Genomic DNA, 25311 nt, shown 5'->3' with positions numbered 1-25311 from the left:
ACATTCAATGAGACCCGCATGCGCTATTCCCGGGAACACAAGCAGGAAACCCACGACCGAATCGTGAAGAAGGCCTCCGTGCGGCTGCGCGAAAAGGGCGCTCACGGCATCGGCGTCGCCGACCTCATGAAGGAGGCGGGCCTGACCCATGGCGGCTTCTACGCGCATTTCGACTCGCGCGAGGCGCTGGTGATCGAGGCCTTTGCCTACGCCATGGACCGCTCGATGGAGCACTGGCGCAAGCAGTCCGATCAGGTCGCGCCCGAAAAGCAACTGACCCAGATCGTCGAGACCTATCTTTCGGCGCTGCATCGGGACAATCCCGGCCACGGCTGCTCGATTCCCGCGCTCGGCGCCGAGATCGCCCGCGAGAGCCCGAAGACGCGCAAGGCCTTTGCCGGAAAGCTCGACGAGATGGTCGAGATGATGACCGATTTCATCCCCAACCTGCCGCGCAAGGCCGCGCGCAAGCAGGCCATCGCGACATTGGCTACGATGGCCGGCACCATGCTGCTGGCGCGCATCGCAGGATCCAGCGAACTGTCGGACGAGGTGCTGAAGGCCGGCAAGGACAGCGCGCTCGATGGCGCGAAGCGCGAGCCGAAGGTGACGGCGGCGAAGAAGGCGAAGCAGAGCTGAGATGCGGTAGGGTGGGCAAAGGCGCTCTTGCGCCGTGCCCACCATCTGTCCACGCCTGCAACAGATATGGTGGGCACGCTTTCGCTTTGCCCACCCTAGGAGACCGTCGTTACCCCCGCAAACAACGCCCGCTCGCGCTCCACGATCTCGCCGATGTAGTCGGCCACCGCGCGGATCCGCGCCAGATCCTTGCTGTCCGCGTGCATCAGCATCCAGAACGTCCGCGTGATCGATATCTCCTCCGGCAGAACCGCCACCAGCTGCGGGTAGTCGCTCGCCATGAAGTGTGGCAGCACGGCGATGCCGAAGCCCGCGAGTGTGGAATTGAGCTGCGCGATCAGATTGGCGCTACGGAAGCGCGCCGAAATCCGCGGCGATACCTGCGGGAGGTAGTCGAGTTCGGGCGTGAACAGCAGCTCCTCGATGTAGCCGACGAAGCGATGCTGCGGCAGATCCTGCCGCGAGGTGATCTTCGGGAAACGGTCGAGATAGGCCGGCGCCGCATAAAGCCCGAGCCGGTAGTCCAGGAGCTTGCGGCCGACGATGCGGCCTTCCTTCGGCATGGTCAGGCTGATCGCGATATCCGCTTCGCGCTTGGAGAGACTGAACAGCCGCGCGGTGGCCACAAGTTGCAGATCGAGGTCGGGATAGCGGTCGGCGAATGGCGCCAGCCGCGGCGCCAGGAAGGCGGTGCCGAAGCCGTCGGGCGCGCCGATCCGCACCGTTCCGGTCAGCCGTGCCACCGAGCCGCCGACCTGCTCCTGGTTGGCGACGATGGTCGATTCCATGGCTTCCGCGCTGTCGGCGACGCGCTGGCCGGCCTCGGTGAGGAGATAGCCGGTCTTGCGCCGGTCAAACAGCTTTGCCGAGAGGTGTCTCTCCAGCCGGTCGACGCGGCGGATCACGGTGGCGTGGTCGACCCCGAGCTGTTTAGCCGCAGCCGAAACCGAGCCGCCCCGCACGATGGCCAGCACGAAGCGGAAGTCGTCCCAGTCGATGCTACCTTGATCCAGCATTTTCGCACATCTATGGTGCATTATCTCAGACTTGAATCCTATAAAATGCAGGTCGATAGGATTTGTCAAAGCGTTCACGCTCGACCTCAGGAGATCATTCCATGCGTTCAATCGGACATTTCATCGGTGGCAAGGAGGTCAAGGGCACCTCGGGCCGCACTGCCGACGTTTTCGAGCCGATGACCGGCGACGTCCAGGCCAAGGTGGCGCTGGCGTCCAAGGCCGAGGTCCGCGCCGCGGTCGAGAACGCCCGTGCCGCCCAGCCGGAATGGGCCGCGACCAACCCGCAGCGCCGGGCCCGCGTCATGATGAAATTCGTCGAGCTGGTGCAGCGCGACTACGACAAGCTCGCCGAGCTGCTCGCGCGTGAGCATGGCAAGACCGTGCCGGATGCCAAGGGCGACATTCAGCGCGGCCTCGAAGTCGCGGAGTTCGCCTGCGGCATCCCGCATCTGATGAAGGGCGAATATACCGAAGGCGCCGGCCCCGGGATCGACATCTATTCCATGCGCCAGCCGCTCGGCGTCGTTGCGGGCATTACGCCGTTCAACTTCCCGGCGATGATCCCGATGTGGAAGTTTGCCCCTGCCATCGCCTGCGGCAACGCCTTCATCCTGAAGCCGTCCGAGCGCGACCCCGGCGTGCCGATGATGCTCGCCGAGCTGATGATCGAGGCGGGCCTGCCGGCTGGCATCCTCAACGTCGTCAACGGCGACAAGGAAGCTGTCGACGCCATCCTCGACGATCCCGATATCAAGGCCATCGGCTTCGTCGGCTCCACGCCGATCGCGCAATACATCTATGAGCGCGCAGCCCAGACCGGCAAGCGCTGCCAGTGTTTCGGCGGGGCCAAGAACCACGCCATCATCATGCCCGACGCTGACATGGACCAGGCGGTCGACGCGCTGATCGGTGCAGGCTACGGCTCGGCCGGCGAGCGTTGCATGGCCGTGTCGGTCGCGGTCCCCGTCGGCAAGTCCACCGCCGACCGGCTGATGGAAAAGCTGATCCCGCGCGTCGAGTCGCTCAAGATCGGTACCTCGATCGATCCGTCGGCGGACTACGGTCCGCTGGTGACGCGCGAGGCGGTCGAGAAGGTCAAGAGCTACATCGACATCGGCATCAAGGAAGGCGCGACGCTCGCCGTCGACGGCCGCGGCTTCAAGATGCAGGGCTACGAGAAGGGCTTCTATCTCGGCGGTTCGCTGTTCGACAACGTCACCAAGGACATGCGGATCTACAAGGAAGAAATCTTTGGGCCCGTGCTCTCGGTCGTGCGCGCGCACGACTACAAGGAAGCGCTGGCGTTGCCGTCGGATCATGACTACGGCAACGGCGTCGCCATCTTCACCCGCGACGGCGACGCCGCGCGCGACTTCGCGGCCAAGGTCAATGTCGGCATGGTCGGCGTCAACGTGCCGATCCCGGTGCCGATCGCCTACTACACCTTCGGCGGCTGGAAGAAGTCGGGCTTCGGCGATCTCAACCAGCACGGCCCGGACTCGGTGCGCTTCTACACCAAGACCAAGACGGTGACCTCGCGCTGGCCGTCCGGCGTCAAGGAAGGTGCGGAGTTCTCGATCCCGCTGATGAAGTAACCCTCTCAAGAGCGAGGCCGGGGATGCAGTTCGCTCTGAACGAGGATCAGGTCGCGGTTCGCGACATGGCGTTGGCGTTTGCGGCCGAGAAGATCGCGCCGCACGCGCTGCGCTGGGACGAGGAAAAGCATTTCCCCGTCGACGTGATGCGTGAGGCGGCGACCCTCGGCATGGGCGGCATCTACATCCGCGAGGATGTCGGCGGTTCCGCCATGACGCGGTTCGACGCGGCGCTGATCTTCGAGGCGCTGGCAACGGGCTGTCCGACCACCTCGGCCTTCATCTCCATCCACAACATGGCGTCCTGGATGATCGATGCCTTCGGCAGCGACACCCAGCGCCACAAATGGTTGCCGAAACTCTGCTCGATGGAGCTGATCGCGAGCTACTGCCTGACCGAGCCGGGCGCCGGCTCCGATGCGGCAGCGCTGCGCACCCGTGCCGTGCGTGACGGCGATCATTACGTCCTCAACGGCCAGAAGCAGTTCATCTCCGGCGCCGGCGGCACGGATCTTCTTGTCGCCATGGTCCGAACCGGCGGTGACGGTGCCGGCGGCGTCTCGACCCTCGTGATCGACGGCAACACGCCCGGCGTCTCCTACGGCGCCAATGAGCGCAAAATGGGCTGGAATGCGCAGCCGACCCGCGCCGTGATGTTCGAGAACGCGCGCGTGCCGGTCGCCAACCGCCTCGGCGAGGAGGGCATCGGCTTCAAGATCGCGATGGCCGGCCTCGACGGCGGCCGCCTCAACATCACCGCATGCTCGCTCGGCGGCGCGCAGACCGCGCTCGACAAGGCGCGCACCTACATGAAGGAGCGCAAGGCTTTTGGAAAACGTCTCGACGAATTCCAGGCATTGCAATTCCGTCTCGCCGACATGGCGATCGAGCTCGAGGCCGCGCGCACCTTCCTGTGGCGCGCAGCGGCGGCGCTCGACCGCAAGGACCCCGATGCCACCATGCTCTGCGCCATGGCAAAGCGCTTCGGCACCGACGTCGGCTTCGAGGTCGCCAACCAGGCGCTCCAGCTCCATGGCGGCTACGGCTATCTCAGCGAATACGGTATCGAGAAGATCGTGCGCGATCTGCGCGTGCACCAGATCCTCGAAGGCACCAATGAAATCATGCGGCTCATCGTGGCGCGCAAATTGATCGAGGGCGCGCGATGAGTTCAGTGGAGGAGGGCGATCTGGTCGCCCGCGTCGAGGGCGCAGCCGGGGTGATCCGGCTCAACCGCCCCAAGGCCATCAATGCCGTGACGCTGGAGATGTTTCGGGACATCGAGACCGCGCTTGACCGCTTCGAGACTGATCCGGCCGTCGCCGTGATCCTGCTGGAGGGGGCCGGCGAGCGCGGCCTCTGTGCCGGCGGCGACATCCGCACGCTCTGGGAAAGCTCGAAGGTCAATGGTGACCTCGGCAAGATCCTGTGGCGTGAGGAGTACATCCTCAACGCCCGGATCAAGAAGTTTCCGAAACCGTATGTCGCGTTCATGGACGGCATCGTGATGGGCGGTGGCGTCGGGCTCTCCGCCCATGCCAGCCACCGCGTCGTCACCGACCGCACCAGGCTCGCGATGCCCGAGGTCGGGCTCGGCTTCTTCCCCGATGTCGGCGGCACCTTTCTGTTGTCGCGCTCGCCGGGCGAGATCGGCACGTATTTCGGCCTGACCGGCCAGACCATGAACGGGCCCGATGCAATCCATGCGAAGTTCGCCGATGCTGTCGTGCCGGCGGTGAAATTGCCGGAACTGCGCGAGGCTCTGACAAGGACTCGTTCCGGGGCGACCGCAGCCGACGTGAGCAAGCTCATCAACGGTTTTGCGACCGGGGAGACCGCGGGGCCGGTCGCCGCGAAAGAGCCTGTTATCGACGCGTTGTTCGGCTTCGACCGCATGGAGGACATCGTCGCTGCGCTCAAGCGCGACGGGTCGGAGTTCGCGCAGTCGACGCTGAAGACGCTCAACGAAAAATCGCCGCGCGGCATGGTGGTGACGTTGAAGCTGCTGCGGCTCGCGCGCACCGCATCGAGCCTGGAAGAGTGCCTGGTGCGCGAATATCGCGCTGCGCTGGAGGTCTTCCGCAGCGACGATTTCCGCGAAGGCGTGCGCGCGGCCGTGATCGACAAGGACCGCAATCCGACCTGGTCGCCGCCGCGCATCGAGGACGTGACGCCGGCGATGATTGCGCCGTATTTCGCCGAGATCGGCGCCGACGAACTGAAGTTCAACTAATCAACGAAACGTCTAGCGGAGGATATCGATATGGCCACGATCGCATTCATCGGTCTCGGCAACATGGGCGGCCCGATGGCGGCCAATCTGGTCAAGGCCGGCCACAAGGTGGTGGCGTTCGATCTCGCGGAGGCCTCGCGCAACCAGGCCAAGGCCGATGGCGCCGCCATCGCTGAGAGCGCGTCGGGTGCGGTGAAGGGCGCCGATGTCGTCGTCACCATGCTGCCGGCTGGCAAGCACGTGCTCGGCGTCTGGAGCGAGGTTGTTCCCGCCATGGCCAAGGGCGCCCTGATCATCGACAGCTCCACCATCGACGTCGAGAGCGCGCGTCAGGCGCATGCGCTGGCGGCCAAGCATGGCGTGCTCTCGGTCGATGCGCCGGTGTCCGGCGGTACGGGTGGTGCCAAGGGCGCGACGCTCACCTTCATGTGCGGCGGCGAGGAGAGCGCGTTTGCGGCGGCAAGGCCCGTGCTGGAGAAGATGGGCAAGAAGATCGTGCATTGCGGCGGTGCCGGCGCCGGGCAGGCGGCAAAGATCTGCAACAACATGATCCTCGGCATTTCCATGATCGCGGTGAGCGAGGCCTTTGCGCTCGGTGAGAAGCTCGGGCTCTCGCATCAGGCGCTGTTCGACGTCGCTTCGACCTCGTCGGGCCAGTGCTGGTCGCTGACGACCTATTGCCCGGTGCCGGGGCCGGTGCCGACCTCGCCCGCCAACAACGATTACAAGCCGGGCTTTGCCTCGGCGCTGATGGTGAAGGATCTGACGCTGGCGCAGGACGCCGCCAAGGCCGCGGGAGCGGCCACGCCGCTCGGCAAGCATGCGCAGGAGATCTATCAGTCCTTCGATGCCGCCGGGCAGGGCGGGGTGGATTTTTCCGGAATTATCAAGCACGTTAGGGGGCTAGCCGGGAAAGCCTAATGACGACATTTCAGGACGCGCGCGCGTTTCTGCTTAAACACCGCACGGATTACGAGACAGCGGTCAAAGACTTCCGCTGGCCCGATCCGGTTCCCTTCAATTGGGCGCTCGACTGGTTCGACGAGCTCGCGAAGGATGCGGACGCCAAGGACCGGCCCGCGCTCTGGATCGTCGATGCCGCACAGGACAAGCAAACCAAGCTGTCTTTCGCGGCGCTCTCGCAGCGCTCCAACCAGGTCGCCAACTTCCTGCGCGCGCAGGGTCTGAAGCGCGGCGACCACCTGCTGCTGCTGCTCGGCAATGTGGTGCCGTTGTGGGAGACGATGCTGGCGGCGATGAAGCTCGGCGTCGTCGTGATTCCCGCCACCACGCTGCTCACCGCGGACGAACTGCGCGACCGGCTCGATCGCGGCAAGGCGAAGGCGGTGGTCGCGGCGCAAGACCAGGTCACGAAATTCGCAAGTCTCGGTGCTGAGAATATCGTCCGCATCGTCGTCGGTGCGGCCTCCGATGGCTGGCTTGCCTATGACGAGGCAGCGAAGGCTTCGCAGAGCTTTACGGCTGACGGTCCGACCAATGCCGACGACCCGATGCTGCTCTATTTCACCTCGGGCACCACGGCGAAACCAAAGCTGGTGCTGCACAGCCAGCGCAGTTATCCCGTCGGCCATCTCTCGACCATGTACTGGATCGGGCTGAAGCCGGGCGACGTCCACCTCAACATCTCATCGCCCGGCTGGGCCAAGCACGCCTGGAGCTGCTTCTTCGCGCCGTGGAATGCGGGTGCGACCGTGTTCGTGGTCAACCAGCCGCGCTTCGATGCCAAGGGTCTGCTTGCCACCATCGGCCGCTGCGGCGTCACCACGCTGTGCGCGCCGCCGACGGTGTGGCGGCTGTTCATCCAGGAGAACCTTGCGGCGTTCAAGGTGAGCTTGCGCGAGGTCTGCGGCGCGGGCGAGCCGCTCAATCCGGAAGTGATCGACCAGGTGCAGGCCGCCTGGGGCCTCACCATCCGCGACGGCTACGGCCAGACCGAGACCACCGCGCTGGCCGGCAACTCGCCGGGCCAAAAGATCAAGGTCGGCTCGATGGGCCGGCCGCTGCCGGGCTATCGCGTGCAGGTCAGTGACGCCGACGGCCATCCGGCGAAGGAGGGCGAGGTGGCGCTGGTGCTCGGGGCTGACCGTCCGGCCGGCCTGATGCAGGGCTATCAGGGCGACGACGGCAAGCTCTCGGGCGCGGAAGGCGCACTCTACCGCAGCGGTGACGTCGTGTTCGCAGACGAGGATGGCTATCTCACCTTCGTTGGCCGTTCCGACGACGTGTTCAAATCCTCCGATTATCGCATCAGCCCGTTCGAGCTCGAGAGCGTGCTGCTCGAGCATGAGCTCGTCGCGGAAGCCGCGGTGGTACCGAGCCCGGACCCGATCCGGCTCGCGATCCCCAAGGCCTTTGTGCTGCTGACATCAGGTGCGGAGCGCTCGCCCGAGACCGCGCTCTCGATCTTCAGGCATCTGCACACGCGCCTTGCGCCGTTCAAGCGCATCCGCCGCCTTGAAATCGTCACCGAGCTGCCGAAGACGATCTCGGGCAAGATCCGCCGCGTGCAGCTCAGACGGCTGGAACGCGACGACGACCGCAACGATCCCCTGCGCGGTCGCGAATTCCGGGAAGAGGATTTTCCGGAGCTGCCGAAAACACGGAGTGAGACCTAAGTGAACGAAGTCTGGAAGAAGCCGCCGATTTCCCTCGAAGCCTATCAGGCCATGGTCGGCAAGGAGATCGGCGTGTCGTCGTGGCATCTGGTCGATCAGCCACGCATCGACACCTATGCCGACGTGATCGAGGATCACCAGTTCATCCATGTCGATCCGGAGCGCGCGAAGAAGGAGACCGCCTTCGGCACCACCATCGCCCACGGCTTCCTGACGATGTCGCTGCTGTCGATCATGTCCTACGAGGTGATGCCGGTCATCGCCGGCACCACGATGGGCGTCAATTACGGCTTCGACAAGCTGCGCTTCATCTCGCCGGTGCGCTCGGGCAAGCGCGTCCGCGGCCGTTTCGTGCTAGCGGAAGCCAAGCTGCGCAAGCCCAACGAGTTGCAGTCCCGCACCAACGTCACGGTGGAGATCGAAGGCGAGGACAGGCCGGCGCTGGTCGCCGACTGGCTCGGGTTGATCTATTTCGCGTAGGCCCAAGCCGCCATGGCCGGGCTTGACCCCGCCATCCATCACTGCTCAAAAGCTGACAAATTTTCGCGGGTCTGACCCTCTCCCCTTGTGGGAGAGGGTGCCTCGCGGAACGCGAGGCGGGTGAGGGGTCTCTCTCCGCGAGCGCATCTGTCGAGAGAGACCCCTCATCCGGCGCTTCGCGCCCACCTTCTCCCACAAGGGGAGAAGGAAGAAGAGGCAGGAACTGCACATGGCAATCAGGTTCGACGGACGTGTCGCCATCGTCACCGGCGCGGGTAATGGCCTCGGACGCGCGCATGCGCTGGGGCTGGCCAGCCGCGGCGCGAAGGTCGTCGTCAACGATTTCGGCGGCGCGCGTGACGGGAGCGGCGGCTCGTTGTCGCCGGCCGAAGCCGTCGTCGAGGAGATCCGTAAAGCCGGCGGCACCGCGATGGCCGACGGCGCCGACGTCTCGAATTTCGAGCAAGTCACGGCGATGGTCGAGCGCGCCACCAAGGAGTGGGGCAGCGTCGACCTGATGTGCGCCAATGCCGGCATCCTGCGCGACAAGTCGTTCGGCAAGATGGAGGCCGCCGATTTCCAGAAGGTGCTCGACGTGCATCTCGTCGGCACCTTCTATTGCTGCAAGGCGGCCTGGGCCGGCATGCGCGACCGCAATTACGGCCGCATCGTGCTGACGACCTCGTCCTCCGGCCTCTACGGCAATTTCGGCCAGGCCAATTACGGCGCGGCCAAGTCCGGCATGGTCGGCCTGATGAACGTGCTGGCCGAGGAAGGCCGCAAGACCGACATCCGCGTCAACATCATCTCGCCGACCGCGGCGACCCGCATGACGGAAGAGCTGCTGCCGCCACAGGCGCTGCAACTGATGAAGCCGAACGCGATCACGCCCGCTGTCGAATACATGCTGAGCGAGGACGCACCGACCCGCACCATCATGGGCGCCGGTGCCGGCTCCTTCGCCGTGATCAAGATTGTGGAGAGCGAAGGCATCAACCTGCCGGAATCCGACTGGACGCCGGATGCGGTCGCCGCGCATTTCGCCGAGATCAGCGACATGTCGAAGGCCAAGGCGCTGCAGGGCGCGTTCGAGCAGACGCAGAAATACGTGGCGCAGGCCGCGGCACGGGCGGGGATCAAGCTCTGACTGACATCGTCGTCATCGGCGCCGGTCCCGCCGGGCTGATGGCGGCGGAGGTGCTGGCGCAGGGCGGCGCCCGCGTCAGTGTCTACGACGCCATGCCGTCCGCGGGCCGCAAATTCCTGATGGCCGGTCGGGGCGGGCTCAATCTCACCCACAGCGAGCCGCTGCCGGAGTTCATGGCACGCTACCGCGAGGCAGCACCAAGGCTGCGAGCGGCAATCGAGGCGTTTTCCCCTGAGGCGCTACGGGGCTGGAGCGAAGCACTGGGCGAGCCGACCTTTGTCGGCACTAGCGGCCGTGTGTTTCCGAAGGCATTCAAGGCCTCGCCGTTGTTGCGCGCCTGGCTGCGGCGGCTCGATGCCGCGGGGGTACGCTTTGCCTTTCGTCATCGCTGGATCGGCTGGGACGGTGAGGGGCGGTTGCTATTTCGCACCAACGATGGGCAAAGGCCGATCGAAGCCAAAGCCACTGTGCTGGCGCTCGGCGGCGCAAGCTGGCCGCGGCTGGGCTCCGACGGCGGCTGGGCCGATATCCTTGCGCTCCAAAGGCGTTGCGATCTCGAAGCTGCGGCCGGCTAATTCCGGCTTCACCGTCGCATGGTCCGACGTGTTCCACGACCGCTTTGAGGGCCAGCCGCTCAAGGGCGTGGCGCTGACGATCGGGGCGCATACAGTCCGCGGCGAAGCCATGATCACGCGCAGCGGCATCGAAGGTGGCGCCATCTACACGTTGTCGGCCGAGCTGCGCGAGGCGGTGCTGGGTCTCGGGCAGGCGACGCTGACGATCGCATTGCGGCCCGAGCTCGACGTCGCCGCGCTGACCACGCGCCTGTCGGGCACGCGCGGCAAGCAATCGCTGGCGAACTTCCTGCGCAAGGCGGCGCAGCTGTCGCCGGTCGGCATCGGCCTGATGCAGGAGGCCGCCATCGCATCCGGCCGGCCGCTGGCGACGTTCTCGCCGGCGGAGCTTGCGAAGCTGATCAACGCTATTCCGGTTCAGCTCACCGGCGTTGCCCCGATCGAGCGCGCCATCTCGACCGCGGGCGGGGTGACCTTCGACGAGCTCGACGAACGCCTGATGCTGCGCGAGCTGCCCGGCGTGTTCGCCGCCGGCGAGATGCTGGACTGGGAGGCGCCGACCGGCGGCTATCTGTTGCAGGCGTCGTTTGCGACGGGGGCGGCGGCCGGAAGGGGCGTGTTGCGATGGCTCGCGTCGTCCTGATCACGACGTGCCGGTCCTGGTCAGAAGATCGGTGAGAAGACCTAGCACACCAAAGCTCGCCGCGACCACGCAGACAGCGGTCCAGCCGCCAAAACTCCAGGCCAGCGAGGCCGCTGCGGAGCCGACGCCGCCGCCGATGAAGAACAGCGCAACGAACAGGCCGTTGATGCGGCCGCGCGCCTCGGGGTGCAGCAGATTGACGGCGCGGCGGCCGAGCGTCTGGTCGGCGGTGATGCCGACGTCGAGCAGGATCGTGCCGAGACTCAATACCAGCAGAGCCGCCATGCGGGACTCCATCGCACCGGCCACGGCGCAGAGCGCGAGCGAGCCGATGATGAGCAGATGCGCCACAAGAAACAGCGGGCGCGCCCAGCCCTTATCGCCCCAGCGGCCAGCGAGCGGTGTCGCCGCGGCGCCTGCGACGCCGATCAGCGCGAAGGCCGCGATGCCCTTGGAGTCGAGGCCGAATGGAGCCTCCGGCAGGCGCAGCGCGACCGCCGACCAGAAGGCGGTGAAGGAGGCCATAACCAGCGATGCGGTCCAGGCCCGCACGCGCAGCACAGGTTCTTCCCGCAGCAGCTTTGGGAACGAACGGAGCAATTCGCCGTAGCCGACGCGGGCTGCCGGTCGCAGCGTCGGCAGATAACGGCCGAGCGCACCCGCGAGGAACGTCATTAGGATGGCTGAGGCGAGATAATAGGCACGCCAGCTCCAGAGATCTGCGATCAGGCTCGCTGCCGGCCGCGACAGCAGGATGCCGATCATCAATCCGCTCATGACCTCACCGATGGCCTGGCCGCGACGCTCGGGCGCCACCATCGAAGCCACGAGCGGAACCATCATCTGGATCGCGGCGCAGGAGGCGCCGAGAATGAACGTGGCGAGCAATAGCAGCGACGGCGTCGGCGCCAGCGCCGTTGCCAGCGCCGCGAAGATCGCGCAGCCGAGCGTGCGCAGGATCAGGCGCCGGTTCTCGATGAGATCGACCAGCGGCACCAGCAACAACAGGCCGAGCGCATAGCCGAGCAGCGTTAGCGTGCTGACGAGGCCAGCCTGCCAGGCGGTCATGACCAGCGACCGGCCGATCAGTCCAACGAGGATCTGCGGCGCGAACAAATTGGTGACGACGACGCCGGTGGTGATGGCGCCGAGCCAGATCAGGGATCGCTCGGCAAGTTGCTTCGGGGATGCGAGCTTGGTGGTTTCGGAGATGGTCATGGGACCTCGCGGGCAGGGTACGGGGTCCCCTTTAAGCGGGGTGACTAATATGCTACAATTCAATTAAGCCTATAAAGAATATGCGAGTTCGTTATGAATACCCATGACCTTGTCGCCTTCGTCGCTGTGGTCGAGACCGGATCAATCGTTGCCGCCTCGACGCGCCTCAATCTCACGCAGCCTGGCGTAACCCGGCGCATCCAAAATCTCGAGGAGATGCTGGGCGCGCAGTTGTTGGACCGCCTGTCGAAACCGTTGAAGCCCACGGCCGCAGGTCGTGAGGCCTATGAGCAGGGCCGGCGCCTTCTTCGGATGCTGGACGACCTCAAGTCAGGCGTCGCCAATGACGGCGTTGTACGCGGCGAGTTCAGGCTCGGCCTCACGCCGTTTCTCTCCGAGTCCGGACTCAGCGCGCCGCTCGACGCGGTGCGTGCCGAATTTCCGGCACTGAGCGTGCGCGTCGTCTCGGGCTGGTCGCCCAACCAAGTCGAGCGGGTCAGCCGCAACGAGCTGGATGCCGCCGCGATCTGCCTGCCTGACGGGGCAACGCCGCCTGCCGATCTCGTCGCCGACGATCTCGGGTCGCAGCCGGTGGTGTTCGTCGTCGCGCGCGACATGAAGATTCCGCGCACCGTCGACCTGGAGCGCCTGTCGCAGCTCTCGTGGGTGATCAACCAGGACGGTTGCGGATTTCGCGACACACTCAAGCGTCGCTTCGATGCAGAGCATTTACCGTTCACCGTCGCTGTGGAGGCGCTGGACAGCGAGCTTCGGCTGTCGCTGGTGTCACGCGGTCTGGGCGTCGGCCTGGTCACGCCGATCGGGCTGAAGCGCAGCGCATTTCGCGACAAGCTCAAGCCGGTCGCTGCGCGGGAGTTCAATCCCGCCGTGCGCGCATGGCTGGTACATCGCCCGCCGGCCGGGCGACTGACTCGCCCGATCAACCTGTTCCGCGACGGACTGGATCGGGAGCTGCAAGCTCTAATTCGCGCCTAGCGCAGCTTCCCGCGCGCCGCCACCGGCAGCGTGCCGATGATCTCCTCGCCGCGCACCATCACGACCTCGTCCATCATGTTGACGACGACGCAGACGTGATTGGGCACGATCCGCACGACGTCGCCGACATTGGGGCGCGTGTTGCTGCGTGAGAGGTCGAGGAAGCCGTGTTCTTCCGCGAAGCGCGCAATTTTGGCCTCGGGGTGCTCCAGGATCAGGCCGTGGCCGTCGAGGCCGCCGGTGTCCGTCGTCAGCGTCTTGGAGCCGGCGTCCAGAATGCCGCGCTCGGGCGCGGCGCGGCTGACGACCGTCGAATAGATGTGCAGCGCGCAATCGTCCCAGGTGGCGGAGCCGGCGGCGACCTGCATGCGGTCATTGTAGATGTAGGTGCCGAAGCGATGCTCGGTGCCGCCCTTGAGCTTGCCGAGATTCTTCAGGTTCGGCGTGCCGCCGGTCGAGACGATCTTGGCGTCCAATCCGTGCGCGCGCACGCCGGCCAGCGCCTCGTCGAAGAATTTCTGCGCGTCGGCCCAACCGGTCTCGGTCGGGTACAGCATGAAGCCGGCGAATTCGAGCCCCTTGGACCCGGCGATCTCGCGGGCCAGCGCAATCGCCTCAGCCGGGGTCTCGACGCCCGCGCGCTTGCGCCCCGTATCGCATTCGACCACGACCGAGAGCGGACGACCCGAGGCTGCGGCTGCCTTGGGCAGGCCGGCGACGACCGTCGAGTTATCGGCAGCGACCGTCATGTTCGCCTTCGCCTGCAGCGCGCCGAGGCGCGCCATCTTCTCTTCGCCGAGCAGATTGTAGCTGATCAGGATGTCGTCGATGCCGGCATTGGCCATGATCTCGGCCTCGCCGAGCTTCTGGCAGGTGATGCCCTTCGCGCCGGCCGCAACCTGCAGCTTGGCGATCGTCGGGTTCTTGTGCGTCTTGATGTGCGGCCGGTTGGCGACACCCGCATCGTCGCAGGCCTTCTGGATCCGTGCGATGTTGCGCTCGACCCGGTCCATGTCGATGACGGCGCAGGGCGTGCCATATTCACGGGCGATTTTGGCGGCGAGGGGAGTGGTCATGAGTTAAGCCTGTTCAATCTCTTCGCGGAGCATTTCCAGTTCGAGCCAGCGCTCTTCGGCGGCGGACAATTCGTCGTGCGCCTTGGCGATGGAGGCGGAGGTGTCGTCGAATTTCTTGCGGTCTTTGGTGTAGAGATTGGGATCATCAAGGAAGCGCTGCAGCTTGGCAATGTCGGCGTGCAGGGTCTCGATCTTCTTCGGCAGCGTTTCCAGCGCGTGCTTCTCGTTGAAGCTCAACCGACGTTTTGCCGTGGCGGGCGGAGCAGCCAGCCGCTCCTCTTTCTTCTCCGCGGGGGCTTGCGCCTTCGTCGTCTCGCGCTTGAGATCGGCACCGCGCTGCGCCAGCATGTCGCTGTAGCCGCCGGCATATTCGGTCCACTTGCCGTTGCCTTCGGGTGCGATCACGGACGTGACGACGCGGTCGAGGAAGTCGCGGTCGTGGCTGATCAGGATCACGGTGCCCTCGTAGTCGCCGAGCATGTCCTCGAGCACGTCGAGCGTCTCGAGGTCGAGATCGTTGGTCGGTTCGTCCAGCACCAGCAGGTTCGAGGGCTTTGCCAGCGCGCGCGCCAGCATCAGCCTGCCGCGCTCACCGCCCGAGAGCACCTCGACAGGCGTGCCGCGCTGCTCCTGGGCGAACAGGAAGTCCTTCATGTAGCCGACCACATGCTTCGGTTTGCCGCCGACCATGATCTGGTCGCCGCGGCCGCCGGTTAGCGCCTCGGCCAGCGTCGACTTGGGATCGAGGCTTTCGCGGTGCTGATCGAGCGTGGCCGTCTCAAGATTGGCGCCGAGCCGCAAGATGCCGGAATCAGGCTCCGCGCCGCCGGTCAGCAGGTTGACCAGCGTGGTCTTGCCGGCGCCGTTCGGTCCGACGATGCCGAGCCGGTCGCCGCGCTGGATGCGGGTGGAAAAATTGTCGACGATCACGCGGTCGCCGAAGGCCTTGGTGATGCCCTTGGCCTCGATCACCAGCTTGCCGGATTGCTCCGCTTCGGACGCAGCGAGACTGGCGGTGCCGGCCGTGCCGCGATAGTTGCGGCGCTGGTCGCGCAGTGCATGCAGATTGCCGAGCCGCTTGACGTTGCGCTTGCGGCGGCCGGAGACGCCGTGGCGCAGCCAGTGCTCCTCGTCGACGATCTTGCGGTCGAGCTTGTGTTGGTCGCGCTCTTCCTCGGCGAGCACCTCGTCGCGCCAGCTCTCGAACGAGGCGAAGCCACGATCGATCTGCTTGATCTTGCCGCGGTCGAGCCATGCGGTCGAGCGCGAGAGATTGGTGAGGAAACGGCGGTCATGGCTGATGATCACCAGCGCGCCGCGGCGGCTGTCGAGCTCCTTTTCCAGCCATTCGATGGTGGAGAGGTCCAGATGGTTGGTCGGCTCGTCCAGCAGCAATATGTCGGGCGAGGGCGCCAGCACGCGTGCCAGCGCGGCACGGCGGGCCTCGCCGCCGGAGACGTTGGCCGGGTTCTCGTTGCCGGTAAGCCCGAGCTGCTCCACGAGGTAGCGTGCCTGGTACGGGTCGTCGCCGGGCGCGAGGCCCGCCTCGACATAGGCGAGCGTGGTCTTGTGGTCGCCGAAGTCAGGCTCCTGCGGCAGATAGCGAACGGTGGCGCCCGGCTGCACGAAGCGCGTGCCGCCGTCGGGCTCGACGAGGCCGGCTGCGATCTTCAGCAGCGTCGACTTGCCGGAGCCGTTGCGGCCGATCAAGCAGACGCGCTCGCTCGGCGCGACGTTGAGCTCGACGCCGCTCAGCAGCGGCGTGCCGCCAAAGGTGAGCTTGATGTCTTTGAGTTGGATCAGGGGCGGCGCCATGACTAGCCTTGATTCAAATTCTGGCTCGTCGCGGCCTGGTCGGCACGGCGGCGCTGGATCCGGCGCAGCGTCTGGTCGAGCGCGGAGAGGAACGCGGAGCGGTCGCGCGGCGCGAACGAGCGTGGGCCGCCGGTGACCTCGCCGGCCGAACGCAGATCCGTCATCAGATTGCGCACCGCCAGCGTCATTCCGATCGACTCTTCCGTGAACGGCTTGCCGTTCGGTGCGATCACGTCGGCGCCCGCTTTCACGCAACGGCTCGCCAGCGGAATGTCCGATGTCACGACGACGTCGCCCGGCTTGGCCCGCTCCGCGATCCAGTCGTCGGCGGCATCCATGCCGGCGCCGGCCGCGATCCGCTCGATCATCGGGTCTTGCGGAACGCGGATGAAGTTGCCGGCGACCACGCTCACGGGCACTCCGTGCCGGAGCGCGACGCGGTAGATCTCGTCCTTCACCGGGCAGGCGTCGGCGTCGACATAGATGCGGGTGGGGGTATCAGTCATTCGCCGCGTGGTACCCCATTCGGGCCGCAAAGGCGAGGGGATTGACCGGTGTTCCCGGGGGCCTACGATCAACCCTGAAACAACAAGAATTCAGGGAAAGGCCCGCCATGCCGAACCGGCTCGAAACCTACCGCGTCGAGGCCTACAACACCGCCAAACAGTCCGAAAACAAGATGCATGACGACACGGTGGCGCGCCGCTTCGGCTTTTCCGGCGGGCTGGTCCCCGGCGTCGATGTCTTCGCCTACATGATGCACGTGCCGGTGGCGCGCTGGGGCCGCGATTTCCTGTCGCGCGGGCTGGTCGAGGCCCGCTTCATCAAGCCGGTCTATGACGGCGAGACCGCCGATGTCGATGCGACCGAGCACAACGGCCTGCTCACGATCGAGGTGTTCAGCCGCACCGAACTCTGTGCCACGGGCACGGCCTCCCTGCCGGTGGCCGCGCCTGTGGTGTCGCTGAACGACTATGTGGCGGTGCCGGTCGTAGCCGAACGCAAGCCGGTCAGCCCAGCGACTTTCGAGACCGGCAAGTGGCTCGGCACGATGCCGCGCCGCTGGGCCGGGCAGGACGCGACCGATTATCTCGCCGACGTCAGGGAAACCGATCCGATTTTTGCGCGCGAGGGGCTCGGCCATCCCGGCTTGATCCAGCGCGTGATGAATCGCGTCCTCGTCGACAACACGATTTTGGGCCCGTGGATCCATGTCGGCAGCCGCATGCAGCTGCTGTCGGCCGCGCGCGCCGGCGACGAGATCACCGCGCGGGCAAAAGTCATCGCGAATTACGAGAAGAAGGGCCACCGCTTCGTCGAGCTCGACGCGCTGGTCGTCGCCAACGGCACGACGCCGCTGGCGCACTGCCAGCATACTGCGATCTACCAGCCGCGCGAGCAGGCGGCGGCCTGAAAGCCAGTTGAGGTCTCCTTGCGCGCCCTCGTTTGTTTTGGAATAGCACTCCTTTTGTCACTCCAGGCGCTTTGCGTCGTGCATGCCGCCGGACCGGTGTCCGATAGTGTGTCGCTCAGCGAGCAGACGACGACGTGGAGCACCGTCAAATTCGCCGTCGATGCGGAGAATGGCTTTGTCAGCGGGTCGCTCGACAAGAGCGTGATCGTCGAACGCAGTTTCAAGTCCTACGTGCTTGAGAATCGATATCTGAGGGTAACGCTCGTGCCCGAATTCGGAGGGCGTATTCTTTCCATGGTCTACAAGCCGACCGGCCACGAGCAGCTCTATCGAACTGAAGTCGGAGTGCCCTACGGCATGAAGGCCGGAAATTTCTACTACGACTGGCTGATGGTGTACGGCGGAATCTTTTCAACGTTCCCGGATGCCGAGCACGGCAAGACGTGGCTGAAGCCGTGGGCTTTCCGGGTGGTGAAGCAGGGCGCCGACGAAGTCACGGTCGTGATGTCGTTCCGGGATGACTTCGACTATTCCGCGCGGCCGAGCAAGTTCAGGGGCGCGACCGGCATCGAGGCGAGCTACTATGTCACGCTGAAGGCCGATCGTGCCGCACTCGATGCGCGCGTGGTGCTGAAGAATCCGAACGACGAGGCTGTCCAATACGAATACTGGACGTGCACGACGCTCGCTCCGGGATCGGAGCCGAAAAATCCCAAGGCAACGGGCGGCGCCGAAATCATCGCGCCGATCCGAACTTTCACGACGCCTGCCTGGTCGGCCAATCTGGCCGACGGCGACGAGAGCGCGGATATGGGCAGGCGGCGCTTCGGAAACCTGCGCTACTTCAAGAACTGGCCAACGATGGGCATCGCCTATGCTGCACCAGATATGCAGGGCGGGAATTTCTGGGGCGTCATCAACCATGACAATGCAGAAGGAATTATTCGCATTGCGGACAATACCCTCACGCGGGGCCTGAAAATGTGGACGTGGGGGTTTCCGTCGTTCACCGGCGAAACCGATGCCCGGAAGGATCCGAACGAGTGGCGGCCGTATGTCGAATTATGGGCGGGCGTGTCAGACCAGTTCTTCCACAGCTCAGATTTTCCCGCACGCAGTGAGGTGTCGATTCCGGAAACCTACAGCCCGACCGTCGGCATGAGCAACGTGACGCATGCGAACGAGAAAATCCTGATCAATTTCTCGGCCGAGGCGTCTCGCGCTGTTCTCGAGTTCTTCAGCGTCGAACCGGCCATCCCGTTGCTTGTCACGTTGAAACAGGGTGACACGGCTCTGTTCAGCGGGGTCGTGAGCGCCGATCCGAACAACGGAAATCGCATTTCGGCAGCGATTGCCGACGGCCGCAGCGGGGAAAAGATACGGCTAACGATCACGACCACGGAGGGAAAGGAGTTGATCGCCGCCGAAACAGCGATCAAGTGATCTCTTTCGGAATGCCGGTCGAACCCCCGGCGTTGTCACGATCGCGGAACTCCCCCTACGCCGCGTTGCCCTTCGCATCCTGGATGGCGCGCCACACCCGCTCCGGGGTCAGCGGCATGTCGATGTGCTTGATGCCGTAGTCGGAGAGGGCGTCGAGCACCGCGTTCACCACCGTCGACAGGCTGCCGGCGCAGCCGGCTTCGCCGCAACCCTTGCTGCCGAGCGGATTGGTCGTGGCCGGCACCGGATGATCGCCGACCGTCATGTTCGGAACGTCCTCGGCGCGCGGCAGCGCGTAGTCCATCAGCGAGCCCGTGATCGGCTGGCCGCTCTCGTCGTAGCGGACGTGCTCCATCAGCGCCTGGCCAATGCCCTGGACGACGCCGCCATGAAGCTGGCCCGCGACCAGCAGCGGGTTGATCACCGTGCCGAAATCGTTGACCGCGCTGTAGCGCACGATCTGCACCACGCCGGTATCAGGGTCGATCTCGACCTCGGCGACGTGGCAGCCGTTCGGGAACGCCGAGGGCACCGGTTCGCTGGTATGGTCGACGTCGAGGCTGTCAGGCACGCCGTCCGGCACCTTGCCGTCATGCAGCTTCCTGGCGAGCTCCATGATGTCGATGCTGCGGTCGGTGCCGGCGATGGTGAAGCTGCCGTCGGCGAACTCGATGTCGGCCTCGGAGGCTTCCAGCATATGCGCCGCGGCGCGCTTGCCCTTCTCGATCACGAGCTTGGCGGCGCCCACGATGGCCATGCCGCTCGCCGTGATGGAGCGCGAACCGCCGGTGCCGTTGCCGGTGTGCACGATGTCGCTGTCGCCTTGCTCCAGCTTCACGCTGTCGAACGGCACCCCTAATTGCGCGCACAGCACCTGCGCGAATGCGGACGCGTGGCCCTGGCCGTAATCGAGTGTGCCGGTGATGAGCTGTACCGAGCCATCGGGATCGAACACGATCTTGCCGAGTTCGGGGCTCGGCGGCGCGGTGACCTCGAGATAGGAGCCGACGGCGATGCCGCGCAGCTTGCCGATCTTCTTGCTCTCTTTCTTGCGCTTGGCGAAGTTCTCGTGGTCGGAGATTTCGAGCGCCTTGTTGAACACCGCCTGGAAGTCGCCGCTGTCATAGGTGACGCCGGAGGAGGCCGGGAACGGCATCTGGTTCGGCTTGATGAAGTTGCGCTTGCGCAAGGTCAGCCGGTTGATGCCCATCTCGTCGGCGGCTCGGTCGATCAGCCGCTCCATGTAGTAGTTCGCCTCGGGCCGGCCGGCGCCGCGATAGGCGCCCATCAGCGTGGTGTTGGTGAGCACCGTCTTGATGTCGACGGCCATCAGCGGCGTGCGGTAGACGCTGGAAAAGTTCTTTCCGGTGTTGAGCGAGAGCGGCCCCGGCGCGACGCCGGTGATGTAGGCACCGAGATTGCCATAGCCTTCAAGCTTTGCCGCGAGGAAGTGCCCTTCGGCGTCGAGCGCCAGCTCGGCATGGATTTTCTGCGCACGGCCGTGGCTGTCGGAGAGGAAGCTGGTGGAGCGTTCGTCCAGCCATTTCACCGGGCGGCCAAGCTCCTTGGCCGCGTACAGGATGCACATGTATTCGGGGTAATTGACGTTCTTCATGCCGAAGGAGCCGCCGACATTGGCGGTGAGGACCCGCACCTTCTCGTTCGGCACCTTCAGGTTCTTGGCGAGGTTGGCGCGGTTGCCCGCAACGCCCTGCGTCGGCATCTGGATGGTGTAGCGCTCGGTCTTCTTGTCGTAGGAGGCGAGCCCCACGCGCGGCTCCATCGAGACGACGGCGACGCGGGTGTTCTCGATGTCGACCTTGGTGACGTGGGCGGCACTGGCGAAGGCCGCGTTCACCTTGTCCATGTCGCCATAGTGGTAGTCGAGTGCGACATTGTTCGGGATGTGGTCATAGAGCAGCGGCGCACCGGGCCTGGCGGCTTCCTCGGGATCGGTCACCGCCGGCAGCGGCTCGATATCGAGCTCGACGGCTTCGGCGGCGTCGCGCGCCTGCGCTAGCGTGTCGGCGACCACGAAGGCGACGGGATCGCCGACGAAACGGACCTTGTCGGTCGCCAGCGGTTGCCGGTTGGTCTGGAGCAGGGGGGAGCCGTCGCGGCTCTTCAGCGGCAGGCCGCAGGTGAAGGGGCCGTATCCGGCGGCATCGAGGTCCTTGCCGGTCCACACCCCCAGCACGCCGGGCATCGCCCTGGCGGCGTCGGTGCCGATGCCGCGAATGAGCCCATGGGCATGGGTGGAGCGGACGACCACGGCATGGGCCTGGCCGGGCAGGTTGAAATCGTCGGTGTAGCGGCCCTTGCCGCGCACCAGCGTATCGTCTTCCTTGCGGCGGACCGGCTGCCCGACGCCGTATTTTTGCAGTGCAATAGCGTTTTCGAGCGTGGACGATTTGGTGTGTTCTTGCATGGAATTGACCTGAAAAGCCGGCAATCGCGCGTTTTGGGGGGCGCCTGGAGGACCGGACCCTCCAAAAATAACCCACGGTCCCGTTCACGACAACGCACGAATGGGCATGGTCCCATGTGATGCGTTGTTGCGCAGGCTTGCCGCGCTGCTAATGTTTCAGGCGAAAAAGCAATTCCAGATCGGCCCCATCGGGCCGCGGAAAGACAATTTGTATGAATGACCACACGCGGCTCCGCGACGGCCATGCGCCGCACGGTGGGCTGGATGGGTCGATGGCGGCGGTGGCGTTGGCCCCCGAACCGGCCGTCGTCGCGCAAGCGCCGGGAACCGGCGTCTATGCGGCGCTGGACCTCGGCACCAACAATTGCAGGCTCCTGATCGCTTGTCCGACCAGCGACGGCTTTCGCGTGGTCGATTCCTTCTCGCGCATCATCCGGCTCGGAGAGGGCGTCTCGGCGACCGGCTGCATCAGCGAGGCCGCGATCGAGCGCGCCGTCGCCGCGCTCAGCATCTGCCGCGACAAGATCAATTTGCGCAAAGCCAAGCGGCTGCGGCTGATCGCGACCGAAGCCTGCCGGGCCGCCTCGAATGCGGAAGGTTTCCGCAGCCGCGTCGCGGCCGAGACCGGCATCGACCTCGAGGTGATCGACCGCGAGACCGAGGCCTCGCTCGCCGTGCTCGGCTGCGCGCCGCTGGTCGACCCCAGGGGCCGGGGCGCGATCCTGTTCGACATCGGCGGCGGCTCGACCGAGCTGGTGCGGATCGAACGCGATCCGCAAAATCAGGAGCCGCGCATCAAAGCCTGGATGTCGATCCCGCTGGGCGTCGTGACGCTGGCCGAGCAGTTCGGCGGCCGCGACGTCACGCCGGAAATCTATGCCGCGATGGAGCAAGAGGTCGCCAACCACGTCGCACCGTTCGCCGAAGCGCACGGCGGCGATCTCGCCGACATGCACCTGCTCGGCACCTCGGGCACGGTGACGACGCTCGCCGGCATCCATCTCAACCTCGCGCGCTACGACCGCCGCCGCATCGACAGCATCTGGATGAACGATTCCGACATCACCGCGACCATCAGCAAGCTGCTCGGCATGAGCTACGAGGAACGCGCCAACAACAGCTGCATCAGCGTCGAGCGCGCCGATCTCGTGCTGGCCGGCTGCGCCATCCTCGATGCTATCAGGCGCGCCTTTCCGCTGCCGCGCCTGCGCGTCGCCGACCGGGGCCTGCGCGAAGGCATGCTGGTCGAGATGATGCGCGAGGACGGCGCACTCAGGAGCTGGTGAGATGGCCAAGGACACCACCGGCCGCTTGCACGTCCAGGTCAAGACCGGCGGCAAGCGCAAATTGTCGTCGAAGCTGTGGCTGGAGCGGCAGCTCAACGATCCCTATGTCGTCAAGGCGAAGGCGCTCGGCTATCGTTCGCGTGCCGCGTTCAAGCTGCTCGAGATCGACGACAAATACCGCCTGCTGAAACACGGCATGGCGGTGGTCGATCTCGGCGCTGCGCCGGGCGGCTGGAGCCAGATCGCCGCCAAGCGCGTCGGCTCGGTCGACGGCAAGGGCAAGGTGGTCGCGATCGACCTGTTGGACATGCCCGAGATTGCCGGCGTCGACTTCGCGCAGCTCGACTTCATGGACAACGACGCACCCGCGAAGCTCACTGCGATGCTCGGGGGCGGCGCCGACATCGTGATGTCCGACATGGCCGCCAACACCACCGGCCACCGCAAGACCGACCAGCTCCGCATCGTCGGCCTGATCGAAACGGCGGCCGCGTTCGCCTGCGACGTGCTGAAACCGGGCGGGGCATTCCTGGCCAAGACGTTCCAGAGCGGCGCCGACGCCGATCTGCTGGCCCAGCTCAAGCGCGATTTTGCGACAGTGCGGCATGTGAAGCCCGCGGCCAGCAGACAGGATTCCTCCGAGCGCTATGTGCTGGCGACGGGGTTTCGTGGCGGGCAGCCGGACCCGGGCTGACGTGTCACGCTCACATGAGCATGACATTCACATCGATAACATCTTGAGCTGATAGATCCATCATCTGCAATTTCAGCGGGTGAGATCAATCCATGCCGTGCCTTCATCGACAACGCTTGCGCGTTTGCAAGCATCGCCTGTCCCTTGCCTCGGTCTCCTTTCTGGCGTTGGCGTCGCTCGGCTTTGCTTCGGCGACGACGTCGCGTGCAGGGACGTCGATCACGGTCAGCACCCAGAGGCCTTACAATATCGGCCTCAGCGGCAACGACGATCTCGGTGATCTCAAGAAGATCTACCAGAGCGCGAACAGCCCGTCCGAGCAGGCTCTCGACCAGTTCAACCAGATCATCACCGATACCGGCATGAAGCGGACGCGCCTGCTGCTCAGCGATGTCTATTGCGATGTCGATCAGACCGGCGATGTGTTCGGGTACACGCAGGACGGCGTTTTCCATCCGGGCGACTGCCAGCCTCTCGCCTGGCATCTTGAGTGGGCCCTGGGTCGCGGGCTCTCGCCTCACGTGGCGGTCGCGGCCTTCATGCCGCCGCGCCTGGTGCAATACGGACCTGGCGAGAGTTGGAATCGGAACGGGCCGGCTCCGGCACTTTTCCAGAAATACGCCAACGCTCTCGTGCGATATATCGCGAAGAAATCGTTCGACGGCGGGGCGTCATCCGTCATCTTCGAGGTCAGCAACGAGGCCGATATCGCCGATTCAGCCCCGGAGAACTGGAGCGACACCAATCCATCCGCCTACAGGCTCAAGCCATTGGGGTCATGGGGCCGTTGGCTGTGGTGGATGGATCCGGCCAAGTATGTCCTCAACCAGTGGACCCCGCTGCAGACCCACGTGATGTCCAAGGCCGAAGATCCGACCTTGTCGTACCCCTACGGGCTCGATGCGCGCCGTCTGCCCAGGCAGCTCTTGCCGGTTCAGAAGGTCTTCTCGCAGGCGATCGTGAACATCAGAAACGAACTCGCCGCCAACCAGAGTTATAACGGCAAGACGCTGGAAATGGCCGGGCCGGCCCTGGTCGGACTGAGCTTCAACTATTATCCGGCGGAGAATCTTCCGACGCTGGAGGAAGTCTTCCTCGACCAGACCTTCAATCCGCTGGCAGACACTTACTTGGCAAAATTCAACGCGCGGCTCGATCGTTTTTCGTTCCACTATTACGGCTCGACAGACGGCACCGGCGGTTTCGCGTTCTTCGACAATCTGGTCGACAAGGCCAAGGCCAAGCTGGACGCCTTGAAGAAGAACAATGCCAACATGCCCGACGTTAAACTGTTCCTGTCGGAATGGGGCCCTACGGCCTATGAGGCGACTGACGTCAATTATTCGCACAAGGGGGCGGCGTGGACGGCGGCGTTCCTGTCCGAAGCCGTGAAAAAGAAGATATCAATGGGGTCGTACCTCATTATCGGCGACGGCCAGGGGGATCCGAACATCACACCTTTCCTCGGCCAGGCCAGCCTGCTGCACAAGGTGCCGCACGGCGACAAGCCGGCCGACTACTACCCGAAGCCGGTCGCGAACCTCTTCAAGATGTACAACAAGATGTCAGGCCAGCGGGTGCAGGCTGCGCTCACCGGCGGGGCGGGCTCCCACCTCAACGCGTTCGCGACCTGGGATGGCGCTAACTCGACCGCGAACATCATGGTCTACAACTATGATCCGACACGTGTCTTCGGCAACAACATTTCGACCGAGACGCCGGAGGGGATTTCGCTTGAGGTCGACAACCTGCCGTTCAGCGACGGCTCGACCGTGACGATTGAGCGCTACCTGATCGATGCGAATACCAGCAACCTGGCGAAGTTCTATTCCGATCCGACCCACCCCGATCCCAACCTGCAGAGGATATTGCTGCAGCGAACGATCCATAGCGGAAAGCTCGTCCTGACGGGCGACGCGCTCGGGCTGGGTGTCGTGCTCTACCGCATATTGCCGCCGACGGTGGTTCCCTAAG

At 65.1% G+C, this 25311-nt stretch carries 20 protein-coding genes and 1 pseudogene; 15 read left to right on the top strand and 6 right to left on the bottom strand.

The genetic code is table 11. The annotated features are described in order from the left end of the window. The first annotated feature begins 18 nt into the window (after positions 1–18). Entirely contained in the window at positions 19–639 is a 621-nt protein-coding gene (locus ACVJ5M_RS29400; protein WP_063983819.1) for a TetR/AcrR family transcriptional regulator, read from the top strand. A 95-nt stretch (positions 640–734) separates the two neighbouring features. Here the strand turns inward: ACVJ5M_RS29400 and ACVJ5M_RS29395 are convergent, their stop codons facing one another. Beyond that, positions 735–1655: a LysR family transcriptional regulator gene (locus ACVJ5M_RS29395; protein WP_063983818.1), complete on the bottom strand. Its 921-nt coding sequence runs from the start codon at positions 1653–1655 to the stop codon at positions 735–737. 101 nt (positions 1656–1756) lie between these two features. Between ACVJ5M_RS29395 and ACVJ5M_RS29390 the strand changes: the two genes are divergently transcribed. From ACVJ5M_RS29390 to ACVJ5M_RS29355, 8 genes and pseudogenes are all read left to right on the top strand, one after another. Beyond that, positions 1757–3253: a CoA-acylating methylmalonate-semialdehyde dehydrogenase gene (locus tag ACVJ5M_RS29390; RefSeq protein ID WP_063983817.1), complete on the top strand. Its 1497-nt coding sequence runs from the start codon at positions 1757–1759 to the stop codon at positions 3251–3253. Between the two features lie 23 nt (positions 3254–3276). After that, positions 3277–4422 carry an isobutyryl-CoA dehydrogenase gene (locus ACVJ5M_RS29385; RefSeq protein WP_063983816.1) on the top strand — a complete coding sequence of 382 codons (1146 nt, stop codon included), beginning with the start codon at positions 3277–3279 and terminating at the stop codon, positions 4420–4422. Continuing rightward, positions 4419–5486 carry an enoyl-CoA hydratase/isomerase family protein gene (locus ACVJ5M_RS29380; protein ID WP_063983815.1) on the top strand — a complete coding sequence of 356 codons (1068 nt, stop codon included), beginning with the start codon at positions 4419–4421 and terminating at the stop codon, positions 5484–5486. Before ACVJ5M_RS29385 ends, ACVJ5M_RS29380 begins: the two co-directional genes overlap by 4 nt. Before the next feature lie 24 nt (positions 5487–5510). Beyond that, positions 5511–6407, top strand: coding sequence for a 3-hydroxyisobutyrate dehydrogenase (gene mmsB, locus ACVJ5M_RS29375; protein ID WP_354097877.1), 897 nt, complete (start codon positions 5511–5513; stop codon positions 6405–6407). Then, complete coding sequence (locus ACVJ5M_RS29370; RefSeq protein WP_063983813.1) at positions 6407–8122, top strand: AMP-binding protein; 1716 nt, start codon at positions 6407–6409, stop codon at positions 8120–8122. Before mmsB ends, ACVJ5M_RS29370 begins: the two co-directional genes overlap by 1 nt. Further along, complete coding sequence (locus ACVJ5M_RS29365) at positions 8123–8602, top strand: MaoC family dehydratase (RefSeq protein ID WP_063983812.1); 480 nt, start codon at positions 8123–8125, stop codon at positions 8600–8602. A 229-nt stretch (positions 8603–8831) separates the two neighbouring features. Next, positions 8832–9749, top strand: a complete 918-nt coding sequence (locus ACVJ5M_RS29360; protein ID WP_063983811.1) for an SDR family NAD(P)-dependent oxidoreductase — start codon at positions 8832–8834, stop codon at positions 9747–9749. Positions 9750–9787: 38 nt separating this feature from the next. Next, positions 9788–10967, top strand: a pseudogene (locus ACVJ5M_RS29355) (NAD(P)/FAD-dependent oxidoreductase). Here ACVJ5M_RS29355 and ACVJ5M_RS29350 read toward each other — a convergent pair. Then, positions 10968–12185, bottom strand: a complete 1218-nt coding sequence (locus tag ACVJ5M_RS29350; RefSeq protein ID WP_063983809.1) for an MFS transporter — start codon at positions 12183–12185, stop codon at positions 10968–10970. It abuts the pseudogene before it with no gap. 93 nt (positions 12186–12278) lie between these two features. On the opposite strand from ACVJ5M_RS29350, the gene ACVJ5M_RS29345 reads away from it, so the two are divergent. Continuing rightward, entirely contained in the window at positions 12279–13181 is a 903-nt protein-coding gene (locus ACVJ5M_RS29345) for a LysR family transcriptional regulator (protein ID WP_063983808.1), read from the top strand. On the opposite strand, the gene ACVJ5M_RS29340 is transcribed toward ACVJ5M_RS29345, so the two are convergent. Genes ACVJ5M_RS29340 through ACVJ5M_RS29330 form a run of 3 tightly spaced genes read right to left on the bottom strand, consistent with a single transcriptional unit; the run spans position 13178 to position 16578 of the window. Further along, positions 13178–14257 carry a D-TA family PLP-dependent enzyme gene (locus ACVJ5M_RS29340; RefSeq protein ID WP_063983807.1) on the bottom strand — a complete coding sequence of 360 codons (1080 nt, stop codon included), beginning with the start codon at positions 14255–14257 and terminating at the stop codon, positions 13178–13180. The genes ACVJ5M_RS29345 and ACVJ5M_RS29340 overlap by 4 nt on opposite strands. Positions 14258–14260: 3 nt before the next feature. After that, on the bottom strand, positions 14261–16072 hold the full coding sequence (locus ACVJ5M_RS29335) for an ABC-F family ATP-binding cassette domain-containing protein (RefSeq protein ID WP_063983806.1): 1812 nt from the start codon (positions 16070–16072) through the stop codon (positions 14261–14263). A 2-nt stretch (positions 16073–16074) separates the two neighbouring features. Beyond that, positions 16075–16578, bottom strand: a complete 504-nt coding sequence (locus tag ACVJ5M_RS29330) for a YaiI/YqxD family protein (RefSeq protein ID WP_063983805.1) — start codon at positions 16576–16578, stop codon at positions 16075–16077. A gap of 107 nt (positions 16579–16685) precedes the next feature. On the opposite strand from ACVJ5M_RS29330, the gene ACVJ5M_RS29325 reads away from it, so the two are divergent. Both ACVJ5M_RS29325 and ACVJ5M_RS29320 read left to right on the top strand, forming a co-directional pair. Beyond that, on the top strand, positions 16686–17486 hold the full coding sequence (locus ACVJ5M_RS29325) for a hotdog family protein (RefSeq protein ID WP_063983804.1): 801 nt from the start codon (positions 16686–16688) through the stop codon (positions 17484–17486). A gap of 18 nt (positions 17487–17504) precedes the next feature. After that, on the top strand, positions 17505–18929 hold the full coding sequence (locus tag ACVJ5M_RS29320) for a DUF5107 domain-containing protein (protein WP_283018671.1): 1425 nt from the start codon (positions 17505–17507) through the stop codon (positions 18927–18929). 55 nt (positions 18930–18984) lie between these two features. Here the strand turns inward: ACVJ5M_RS29320 and ACVJ5M_RS29315 are convergent, their stop codons facing one another. Next, positions 18985–21357, bottom strand: a complete 2373-nt coding sequence (locus ACVJ5M_RS29315) for a xanthine dehydrogenase family protein molybdopterin-binding subunit (RefSeq protein ID WP_063983802.1) — start codon at positions 21355–21357, stop codon at positions 18985–18987. Between the two features lie 212 nt (positions 21358–21569). Between ACVJ5M_RS29315 and ACVJ5M_RS29310 the strand changes: the two genes are divergently transcribed. From ACVJ5M_RS29310 to ACVJ5M_RS29300, 3 genes are all read left to right on the top strand, one after another. Beyond that, positions 21570–22643: a Ppx/GppA phosphatase family protein gene (locus ACVJ5M_RS29310; RefSeq protein ID WP_063983801.1), complete on the top strand. Its 1074-nt coding sequence runs from the start codon at positions 21570–21572 to the stop codon at positions 22641–22643. Between the two features lies 1 nt (position 22644). Further along, a complete protein-coding gene (locus ACVJ5M_RS29305; protein WP_063983800.1) occupies positions 22645–23337 on the top strand; it encodes an RlmE family RNA methyltransferase in 693 nt (230 codons plus the stop codon). 92 nt (positions 23338–23429) lie between these two features. Then, complete coding sequence (locus ACVJ5M_RS29300; protein WP_283018672.1) at positions 23430–25310, top strand: hypothetical protein; 1881 nt, start codon at positions 23430–23432, stop codon at positions 25308–25310. Position 25311 lies beyond the last annotated feature (1 nt).

Source organism: Bradyrhizobium sp. S3.7.6 (assembly GCF_054061875.1).
Note: the sequence above shows the minus strand (reverse complement) of the source record. Positions and strands in the feature narration are given on the sequence as shown.